10 protein-coding genes and 4 pseudogenes are annotated in these 9,016 nt (G+C 39.5%); 7 read left to right on the top strand and 7 right to left on the bottom strand.

What is annotated here, in order from left to right:
* Positions 1 to 79: 79 nt before the first annotated feature.
* From ACFIM8_RS08560 to ACFIM8_RS08530, 7 genes and pseudogenes are all read left to right on the top strand, one after another.
* A pseudogene (locus ACFIM8_RS08560) lies at positions 80 to 298 on the top strand (hypothetical protein); the annotation flags it as partial.
* A 1-nt stretch (position 299) separates the two neighbouring features.
* Positions 300 to 1,757 (top strand): hypothetical protein, encoded by a 1,458-nt coding sequence (locus tag ACFIM8_RS08555; protein ID WP_375614785.1) that lies wholly within the window; start codon positions 300 to 302, stop codon positions 1,755 to 1,757.
* The gene (locus ACFIM8_RS08550) at positions 1,757 to 2,182 is read left to right on the top strand and encodes a hypothetical protein (protein WP_375614784.1); all 426 of its coding nucleotides are present in this window, start codon (positions 1,757 to 1,759) and stop codon (positions 2,180 to 2,182) included. The genes ACFIM8_RS08555 and ACFIM8_RS08550 overlap by 1 nt, the downstream gene beginning before the upstream one ends.
* A gap of 1 nt (position 2,183) precedes the next feature.
* Positions 2,184 to 2,348, top strand: coding sequence for a hypothetical protein (locus ACFIM8_RS08545; protein WP_375609806.1), 165 nt, complete (start codon positions 2,184 to 2,186; stop codon positions 2,346 to 2,348).
* 156 nt (positions 2,349 to 2,504) lie between these two features.
* Positions 2,505 to 3,632: a tyrosine-type recombinase/integrase gene (locus ACFIM8_RS08540; protein WP_375607529.1), complete on the top strand. Its 1,128-nt coding sequence runs from the start codon at positions 2,505 to 2,507 to the stop codon at positions 3,630 to 3,632.
* Positions 3,633 to 3,867: 235 nt separating this feature from the next.
* Positions 3,868 to 4,068 (top strand): helix-turn-helix transcriptional regulator, encoded by a 201-nt coding sequence (locus tag ACFIM8_RS08535; protein ID WP_375607528.1) that lies wholly within the window; start codon positions 3,868 to 3,870, stop codon positions 4,066 to 4,068.
* Positions 4,069 to 4,165: 97 nt separating this feature from the next.
* A pseudogene (locus tag ACFIM8_RS08530) lies at positions 4,166 to 4,834 on the top strand (virulence-associated protein E); the annotation flags it as partial.
* 70 nt (positions 4,835 to 4,904) lie between these two features.
* On the opposite strand, the gene ACFIM8_RS08525 reads toward ACFIM8_RS08530, so the two are convergent.
* The 7 genes and pseudogenes from ACFIM8_RS08525 to ACFIM8_RS08495 form a co-directional block, all read right to left on the bottom strand.
* Complete coding sequence (locus tag ACFIM8_RS08525; RefSeq protein ID WP_375607527.1) at positions 4,905 to 5,186, bottom strand: hypothetical protein; 282 nt, start codon at positions 5,184 to 5,186, stop codon at positions 4,905 to 4,907.
* On the bottom strand, positions 5,150 to 5,305 hold the full coding sequence (locus ACFIM8_RS08520) for a hypothetical protein (protein ID WP_375607530.1): 156 nt from the start codon (positions 5,303 to 5,305) through the stop codon (positions 5,150 to 5,152). Before ACFIM8_RS08520 ends, ACFIM8_RS08525 begins: the two co-directional genes overlap by 37 nt.
* Positions 5,306 to 6,296: 991 nt before the next feature.
* On the bottom strand, positions 6,297 to 6,800 hold the full coding sequence (locus tag ACFIM8_RS08515) for a hypothetical protein (RefSeq protein WP_375607526.1): 504 nt from the start codon (positions 6,798 to 6,800) through the stop codon (positions 6,297 to 6,299).
* 1 nt (position 6,801) lies between these two features.
* Positions 6,802 to 7,200: a hypothetical protein gene (locus tag ACFIM8_RS08510; RefSeq protein ID WP_375614783.1), complete on the bottom strand. Its 399-nt coding sequence runs from the start codon at positions 7,198 to 7,200 to the stop codon at positions 6,802 to 6,804.
* Positions 7,201 to 7,668: 468 nt separating this feature from the next.
* The gene (locus tag ACFIM8_RS08505; protein ID WP_375614782.1) at positions 7,669 to 7,893 is read right to left on the bottom strand and encodes a hypothetical protein; all 225 of its coding nucleotides are present in this window, start codon (positions 7,891 to 7,893) and stop codon (positions 7,669 to 7,671) included.
* A 69-nt stretch (positions 7,894 to 7,962) separates the two neighbouring features.
* Positions 7,963 to 8,206, bottom strand: a pseudogene (locus ACFIM8_RS08500) (hypothetical protein).
* Between the two features lie 690 nt (positions 8,207 to 8,896).
* Positions 8,897 to 9,016, bottom strand: a pseudogene (locus ACFIM8_RS08495) (DNA-binding protein); the annotation flags it as partial.

Genomic DNA, 9,016 nt, shown 5'->3' with positions numbered 1-9,016 from the left:
TTTAAAATGAGACAATCTTAGGTTATTCGGGACTCTCATTCAATATGAATAACGATAGATTATCATTATAAATCAATGCCTTGTAGAGATAGAGAGTGTTGATGAGGAGCATCCATGGTTTGTGCACGCGTTTGATTTGATTAAGGCGCGTGCAAAATATGAACTGTACAAGAATATTCTTAAAGAACCCGATTGTGCAACGGCAGCGTACAATGACTTTAACGAACAGTTGCATGAATTGCGTGCAGAGACGTCTCAACGTCATAACGTGACCAGAATAATACCAACGGATTTTTAAGATGGTTTATTTTCCAATCGCTGATTACAGACCAGATGTTGCGATCGTCAACGGTAGCTTTACGGATACACTTGTGAATGTTTTACCGGCAGATGGCGGTTACATACCCATGCCTAGTGCAATGGTTGTGTCTCATCCTTTAGAAGAAAAGCCTTTGGGTTCAATAGCGTTTAGAAGTGGCAATGGTGTTAAGATAATCGTAGGAGGCAAGCAAAAGCTTTACAGTTATGATAGTCAAACGAAGGGTTGGAAAGACATCAGCCAAAATGGTGTGACGTATCAAGCACATGAGGATAATCAATGGTCGTTCGCTTTGTTTGGTCAAAGAATTATTGCAGTGAATAAAAATGATAAACCGCAAGTCTTTAATACCCATAGCTCTGAACGGTTTGAAGATTTAGGAGGCAATCCACCGAAAGCAGGCTTGGTGAAGGTTTGGGGACCTTTTGTTTGTTTGATGCAATTGACAGATCACCCCAATCGCATTCATTGGTCTGGCTTGGAAGATGCTACTCATTGGACAGTTAAAGAGAAAGATTGCGATTTTCAAGATTTTCCGGATGGAGAATATGTTCAAGGGGCAACAGAGTCCACCAATCCCCTCATTTTTATGCGTTCTGCTATTTATGCAGGAACCTTTGTTGCGGGTTCTAAGATTGTATTTACGTTTCAAAAGATACAAGACAAGCGAGGAGCCCGCAGTGCAGCCTCTATAGCATGTCGAGGGAGTGATGCTTTTTTTGCAGGTGATGGTGGTTTTTATCAGATGAGTGCTGATGGTCAACTTTTGCCGATAGGCTTTGAGAAGGTTGATAGAACGGTTTTTAAAACTTTTGATAAATTTGCTCTTGATGAGATGCAAGGAGTGATAGATCCCATTGATAACCGGATTTACTGGTCCTTAAAAAGAGGCAATAACGAGCAAACGACCTTTGTCTATGATTGGGGCTTGCAGAAATGGTCGACGCTACAGGGAAAACCTTTCACGTTGTTTCCAGTATTTACGACAGGTTATACTTTAGAACAGTTAGATGAGATTTCGATCAATCTTGAGTCCTTGCCGGCTTCTTTAGACAGCCCTCGTTGGCAAAGTGGCGCGCCAATGCTTGGTGCTTTTGATGATAACAATCGGCTTGTTATGTTTACGGGAGCACCGATGGAGGCAACGGTTGTTTCACAAGAAATGGGAGCACCAGATGGAAGTTTTAACTTTATCACGAAAGTATTTGCCGAAGTTGATACGACGCAAGGTCTTTTAAGTATAGGAGAACGTCGGCTTCGTAATCATCAGACACCGATTACATGGCACCAAGAGAGGGCATGTTCATATGTCACGGGCGCTTATCATGGTCGTTCGCGCAATCGTTATCACCGCTTTAAATTACGCATTCCTGAAGGCGTTCATTGGAACCATATCACAGGGTTTAATGTGGATTTACGTCCTTTAGGCAGAGGGTAATGGCAAAAGTCTTTTTGACCACGTCTTGGGATATGGAGCGTATAGCGCCTTATCTTGAAGAAATCATTGCATCTTTTAGAGAGTATGTAGAGCGTTTTAAACATGAAATCACGTTGCAAGAGCTCCTTGAAGCGATTTGCAGTGGCAAGAAACAGTTATGGCTTGTTTTGGATGATGAGGAGCGCTTTTTAGCGGCATTCACGACCCAGATACAACAGACAGTTTTAGGAAAGAAGCGCGCTCTGATTTGTGAATGTAGTGGCAAGGGCGTTCTTGATCAAGTTGATAATTTGACATTTGTAGAGGATTGGGCGCGTGAGAATGGGGCTTCTGAAATGGAGATCTTGGGTCGTTTAGGTTGGAAGCGCGCATTGGACAAGCAAGGCTATGGCATAGCTATGCTTTATTATAGGAAGGAATTGTGACATGGGGAGCAAGACACCAACAACGACAGAACAGAAGCAGGTACAAACAAGCGCCCCTCCCACTTGGATGCAGAATGTCTTTAAGCGTGGGGGTGCAGATGCGTATCAAATGTATGATACAGGGATTGGGGGTAATGTGTATGGGGAACAACGTATTGATTTATAATGATAATCTAGCATTATTCATATTGAATTAAAGATCCGAATAACGTAAGATTCTCTCATTTCAAACCTCTCCATGTTGAATCAATCAAAACCATTTCCTTGCACGTCAAAAGCGGGGCTGGCGTGTGGGTAAAAATCGTATAAGAAAGGATTAAAAATGGCTCTTATGAACCGTCTTAATGCAAGATCTGTCGCAACATTGGGGGCTGGCAAATATAACGATGGTGCTGGCTTGTTACTTCATAAGCGTAAAGATGGCGGTGCTCAATGGCTTTATCGTTATACCATTCATGGTCGGCGCCGCGAAATGGGCTTGGGTGCATTAAGACATGTTTCTTTAAAAAAAGCGCGTGAATTGGCAAACCAATGGCGTTCTGTTTTGCATGAGGGTCGTGACCCCATTAAAGAGCGCAATAAACAAAAGCGTGAAGCAATAAGCAATCTTCATTACTTAAAAGATATTGCTTTAGAGACTTTTGAAAGTCGTAAAGCTGAATTAAAAGGGGATGGTAAAAATGGAAACTGGTTTTCACCCTTAAAACTTCATATTCTCCCTAAATTAGGCTGTCTACCCGTTTCAGAGATTACCCAAACAGAGATACGCAATGTTTTTGCTCCTATCTGGCATACAAAAGCTGGAGTTGCTTATAGAGCTCTCAAGCGTCTCAATATGTGTCTCAAACATGCGGCTGCACTAGGATTGGATGTTGATTTACAAGCAGCAGAAAAAGCACAAGCTTTATTAGGCAAACAACGTCATAAGGTTATTAATAGACCAGCCATGGATTGGAGAGATGTGCCGGCTTTTTATAAAACACTTTGTCAAAAAATAACTATGACACAACTGGCTTCGCGTTTGCTTATTCTGACAGGCGTTTTACGTCATATTCATAAGGATCAAGTTGATGGGGATATATGGACTATTCCTGCTGAAAATATGAAAGGAAAGCGTGATGCTACAACAGAATTTCGTGTGCCCTTATCAACAGAGGCATTAGACATTTTAAAACAAGCGCGCTCGCTTTCTCGCAACGATTTCTTTTTCTCTGTAAGAAGTCGGGGGCCTCTTAATGATACGTGTATGTCAAAGTATATGAGAGACAATAACCTTGAAGCCTGCCCCCATGGATTTCGCTCTAGTTTATGCAATTGGCTTGCTGAAACAACCGATGCCCCCTATGAGGTTGCTGAAACCATTCTAGCTCATACGGTCGGGGGGCAAGTAGAGCGTGCCTATCGTCGTACTGACTGTCTAGAACAGCGCCGTATCTATATGGATAAATGAGCGGCTTATGTTACAGGTCAATCTTAAGATATGGGGTGCATAACCCCATGATCTGTGGATAACTTTCTCTCTCTTCTCTCTCATTCTTTCTCAATAAGAATCATAAATTATCACATCAGAAATTATATGATAAAATATTGTTTTATATAAATAAAATACATTCAAAAATGAACCAAAATGTGGTTAATAAATAGTTATATTTTGTTTCCATTTTTTATTATGAAAGGATTTTAATATGACAGAAAATGATATTCTTTTAACTGACCGTGAAAGTGCAAAATTGCTTCATATGAGTGTTTCAACATTCCGCCGTCATGTTACCAATGGCTCTTTACCAAAACCTTTTAAATTTGGCTTTTTATCCCGTTGGTTACAATCGGATCTCTTAAATGTAATCGAACAAGCGAAACAGCAACGTCAAAGTGACGCGGCATAAAAAAAACTTGTCACATAAGGACGGACAAGGCTTTCTCAAACTCATCAATCTAGAGAGTGCACAATCCGTCCTATGACACAACGTTATAGGATTTAAAATGATGTGTTCTTTTAAGAATGCGCGGGGTATTACTCGTGCCTTGCGTGGAGTTTGGCATGGGCGTTATGGAACCGCCCGTTGCCCCGCTCATGATGATAGGCTGCCTAGCTTATCCCTTACCAATGGACATGATGGGCGTTTATTGCTCTATTGTTATGCTGGCTGCTCTTTTAGAGAGATCATACAAGCGCTTATTAGAATTGGGTTGCTTGGAAAACAAGCTTATGCTCACACGCTTTCTTTCTCCAAACAGTTTTGAGCTGATCTCAAACAAGCAAAACAGAAAGCAGAGAGAGCAAAAGCAATTTGGCAACAAAGCCAACCAATCAAAAATACTTTAGCAGAAACCTATTTACGCATGCGTGGGATCACATGTGATTTGCCTGCTGATTTACGTTTTCATAGCAAATGTCCACACCCTTTAGGAATGTCACTGCCCGCGTTGATTGCTCTTGTTAAGGGGGCTGGTTCCTTTGCCATTCATAGAACCTTTTTAAAAGACAATGGCTGCAAAACAGATCAAAAACCAGCCAAAGCCATGTTGGGTTCTATCACGGGTGGTGGGGTGCAATTAAGTCAAGCCAATCCAAAACATCTGGTCATTTGTGAGGGCATTGAAACCGGTCTGGCTCTGCTGTCTGGGTTGTTATCAGAGCCCGTGAATTTATGAGGTAAACCCTTTGTTGGTACGATAATATCTTTGAAGGTTTTAAGGATAACAAAAGATTACAATGACTTCATTGTTTGATGCTGTTGTTTTTAACGAAAAGGTGCCATTCATAACGTATGGTAGATCGACCGCCTTGAGAACTATTTTCACTTGCTATTTGACGAATATGATTGGAGCGACATAAGAGCTCTAAAGCTTGCTTCACAGCTTCTTTGTCTTTTAAACATTTCTCACGTTTATAAACATCCCTTGCCGTAAAAACATCGGGTAAATGATCACAACGCTCGACAATCAATTTTGCACGCTCTGCTGTTACTGTATCCCCCCGCCGCATAAAGTCTTTTGACATGGCTTAACAGATATTTTTCCCAACGCAAGGCTTGCTATGGTCTTTGGCATTTTTAAAAGATGCGATTGTAAGCTTTCAGAAAGGTTATTCTCTTTAGCTTTTTTAAAAATCTTTTGCATCCACTTACGAAAGATCTCTTGAGCATCAGCAGAAAAACGCATGACAAGCGGGTGTTCAGAAGAACCAAGGGGTTTATATCATAATGAGAACGTATTAAGCTAAGAGGAGATGCCAAATTCTCAAAGGAGAAGTGCAATGCACCTTTACGAGTTTTTTGGACTTCATGGTTTTTTGTACAACATTATGCCCCCCAAGATTATGTGCCCTTAAGCAGCTACAGTCGTTGATACTATATCCTCAGCAAGCATTTGTTCATTTTGCACATATATTTTTAGTATTTTTAATAAAATTTTTTGGAAGATTTCTTGGTACGGCACGCGATACATCAGTGCTAACGTTCTCTTAAAAAACACACAGATAATTAATCAGCTTCAAAAAACAACCTTACCAATGAAGTACTAGCTAGAGGGGTGCATGCACAACGCAATAATGGCACACTAATTCCCACAAGCGTGCTTCACATATCGTACGCGTAGCCTGTACAGAGTCTATCGCTCCTAAATACTCAGACGTAATGCTACTGGATCGTACAGTGACCGCAGTTGCACCCTTAAACACCGGTTCCTACCATATCATAATGCTTGACAAAAGCATCATGCCATCATAGCAACCGCTTTGCGTAGGGGTTCCACAACATAGTTCTACAAATTGTTGACGCATTGCCAAGCTAACAGTTTTCTTGCCCACCTACGCCAATGAGACCATCACTATCCTCTTTTTGAATCGTAAAACAAAATGATTTCCCATGAGCGATAAACCATCTGCTCAAAGTCCAGATAGCTCAAACTCATAGCATTCTAAACCTTTAGGCTCGCTCTTCCCCCAAGAGAGCATAGTCAGATATATCACTTCCCTCACCTATTCACGCGCTGGGATAAAAAAATCTGAAACTACGAGGCAACGCTGCATTTGTATGCAGCGTTGTTGTTAGGAATAAGCTTCTATTGAGATAGTTCTAATGGGAAGCACCCACAGCTAATGGTATAGGGGTTAATTTGGATTCTTTCGAAATGCTATATATAAATTTAATGTGCCGCCCCACAACACACCACCAGTAAACCCACTTAAAAGACCAAAAAGAAGGTTAAAATCAAATGCATATTTCAAATCAGGTACAACCTTGAGAAAAACAATCAATGTGAATTTGATGACAAAAGCGATAAGAATAAATGTCAGCGTCAACGGCGTACCAGGCAGAATAATGAAATCCGTTCCCTCTTTGATTTTTAAACGCGCAGTAGCACGCCAGAGCAACCATCCAACGCCAAAGCCGATCATCAGCCCTGCCAACATTGAGACTGCTCCCCAGCGCGGGAAGGCCAGCTGGTTAATCACATCGCTTGCGCCCAAAAAAAGAAAGACTAACGGCAAGAGAAAAAGGCGGTAAACCTTCGTTTCCCTATCTTTCAATGCGATTATTCCCCTCGCAATGAGAAAAATAAGCAAAATCCAAGCCCATAAAGGGGTTCCGGTCAGAATGTTAAACAATGACATATTATGCTCCATGATGTTTGATGCGATAAAAATATTGCATGATGTTAGGAAGATATTTAGAAAAAAGAATACCAGCACAAATTAAACCCGTAGTGATTAACCAAATCTGGGAGGTCCATGTAAAAAAAGCCACTAGAAGACCATTGGCAAAAAAGATGATTACCCAAATACGTGTAATATATTTATTGATGAGATAAAATAGGATATGTTTGCGTTTTTCTTCAGAAACACCAGCACTGGCATAAAAAATGGTAAAGGGTTTCTTTACCAGCAAGCTAATCAATGAAACCAGAGCAAGTGACAGATAGCAAAAAACTGTGGGGTAGTTCAGTAAAAGTGTAGACCATCCAGCGAAATAATTAACAAACAGGACAATAAATGTCAGAATGTTAGTAATCATCACGGGTTCTCCCTGTCGGATACTTTTAATATTCCTATGAAGAATATAAACAGAACTAAGGAAATGAGAAATGAAGTTTTTTTGATTGAATGGAAAAAGAAACCAGCACGGATATCTCATTTGACAGTTTTTCCCTTCAAAAAAGCTATATAAACGAGAGATTTTCATTTAACCATTACTTTTAAAGATGTGTGAATAAACTAATGTAAAAAGCTTTGTTATAAGTATTTTATTGAGTTAGAAATCTATACCAATAGCTTTGGCTTTCATCTTTTCGTAGAGCTTGCGCATAATCGTCATATTTTCTTTACGCACATCAATAATTGATTTTTCAATTGACGTTAAACGAGATTTATCTAAGTTTCCTAACCTTGCATAATGGGATGCTATTGCTTGACGTGCTTCATCGTAAGGTAATCCGCCTTTACGATTTTTGGGTAAACTATGAACTTCATTTACTGTCTTATATTACGCAGGATTACTCACAAGGATTATGTGCTTCTTAATAATATCTATTTCCATTAAAGCTTTTTTAAGACTACTAATCATAGCCTTACTATTGGCATATCTTAGCAGATCGTTTTCTACAAGACTACGCTCCGTATCAATAAGTAATGACAAACCACCGCTTTTCTCAATGTTACGAAGATAACTACACAAATCATTGCGCACATCATGTAGTTTCTTGGTCATCAATGCTTCATCAAGACTTTTTACATAGTTATTTCGCGAACAAAAATACGTTCTAACTCCTCAAATTCTTTAGAAATGATGACCTCCTATGATAACATCTTTATCTAACCAATCGGGACCATATTCTTTATCAGCATCTTTAGTAGAAAATCCCATATCACGAATAAATTGTGCTCCACGCCGCTTTGCTATCATTAGCACGGTCTGCTGCTTCTGATTCAGCAGTATAAATGCAGTTTTGATCTAACCCGCCTGCTCGTAACTCCTCACGTTCAGCATCCGTCATATAACTTTTGGGTAATTTCTTTTGCATAGGAAATCCCTTTCTGTAATCTGTCTTGAAATATTAATCTAATGGTTAAATCTGATCAATCAAATTTCCTATGAATTTTTCAATTTGTTGTTTGGAAATGAAAATAAGATATCTGTTTTTATCTTTGATCATTTTGATTTTTTGTATCAAAGAAGCTTATCGTTTTTTCTGATACTTATACACTTAATTGATGGTCTTTATTGAACGTGACACAATTTTACGCATATTTACAAGTTTCTCCTGATGACAAGATACAGAAAATCAAAAACTTGGTTTGTTAGAATATGCTAACAAAAATGCTTTTTCTTCATTCCATATTGAATATAAACTATAAATAGAAGGAAAGCTTAGTGCTTTAATCGAAAGAACAGAGCAGGGGATTGTTATTGACACCTGAGTTTTTTGTATAACCGATTTTCTCTTGATGTTTTAGAAATTCTTAAAGATGTTAGTGAGCATAATTTATAAAGTACGCCAATTTATTAAGGGATAACAACCTATCATCATGAGCAAGACAACGGGCCATTTAAAACGCCCATCCCCCCCGGCACAGCACGTGTAATGCCCTACGCATTCTTAAAAGAACACATCATTTTAAATTCTATAACGTTGCGTCACAGGACGGATTGTGCTATTCATATAAGGTGTGAAAATGAAAAGCCTTGTCCGTCCTTACGTGACAAGGTTTTTTTATGCCGCGTCACTTTGACGTTGCTGTTTCGCTTGCTCGATTACATTCAAAAGATCCGATTGTAACCAACGGGATAAAAAGCCAAATTTAAAAGGTTTTGGTAAAGAGCCATTGGTAAC

It is taken from the genome of Bartonella sp. AC535YNZD (assembly GCF_042196625.1).
Classification (GTDB): Bacteria; Pseudomonadota; Alphaproteobacteria; order Rhizobiales; family Rhizobiaceae; genus Bartonella.
Note: the sequence above shows the minus strand (reverse complement) of the source record. Positions and strands in the feature narration are given on the sequence as shown.

Excerpts from the sequence above, each read along its gene's own strand:
- ACFIM8_RS08520 (WP_375607530.1), bottom strand. The coding sequence starts at position 5,305 with ATGCAAAAGATTTTTAAAAAAGCTAAAGAGAATAACCTTTCTGAAAGC.
- ACFIM8_RS08515 (WP_375607526.1), bottom strand. The coding sequence starts at position 6,800 with ATGTCATTGTTTAACATTCTGACCGGAACCCCTTTATGGGCTTGGATT.
- ACFIM8_RS08525 (WP_375607527.1), bottom strand. The coding sequence starts at position 5,186 with ATGTCAAAAGACTTTATGCGGCGGGGGGATACAGTAACAGCAGAGCGT.
- ACFIM8_RS08540 (WP_375607529.1), top strand. The coding sequence starts at position 2,505 with ATGGCTCTTATGAACCGTCTTAATGCAAGATCTGTCGCAACATTGGGG.
- ACFIM8_RS08505 (WP_375614782.1), bottom strand. The coding sequence starts at position 7,893 with ATGACCAAGAAACTACATGATGTGCGCAATGATTTGTGTAGTTATCTT.
- ACFIM8_RS08545 (WP_375609806.1), top strand. The coding sequence starts at position 2,184 with ATGGGGAGCAAGACACCAACAACGACAGAACAGAAGCAGGTACAAACA.
- ACFIM8_RS08550 (WP_375614784.1), top strand. The coding sequence starts at position 1,757 with ATGGCAAAAGTCTTTTTGACCACGTCTTGGGATATGGAGCGTATAGCG.
- ACFIM8_RS08510 (WP_375614783.1), bottom strand. The coding sequence starts at position 7,200 with ATGATTACTAACATTCTGACATTTATTGTCCTGTTTGTTAATTATTTC.
- ACFIM8_RS08555 (WP_375614785.1), top strand. The coding sequence starts at position 300 with ATGGTTTATTTTCCAATCGCTGATTACAGACCAGATGTTGCGATCGTC.
- ACFIM8_RS08535 (WP_375607528.1), top strand. The coding sequence starts at position 3,868 with ATGACAGAAAATGATATTCTTTTAACTGACCGTGAAAGTGCAAAATTG.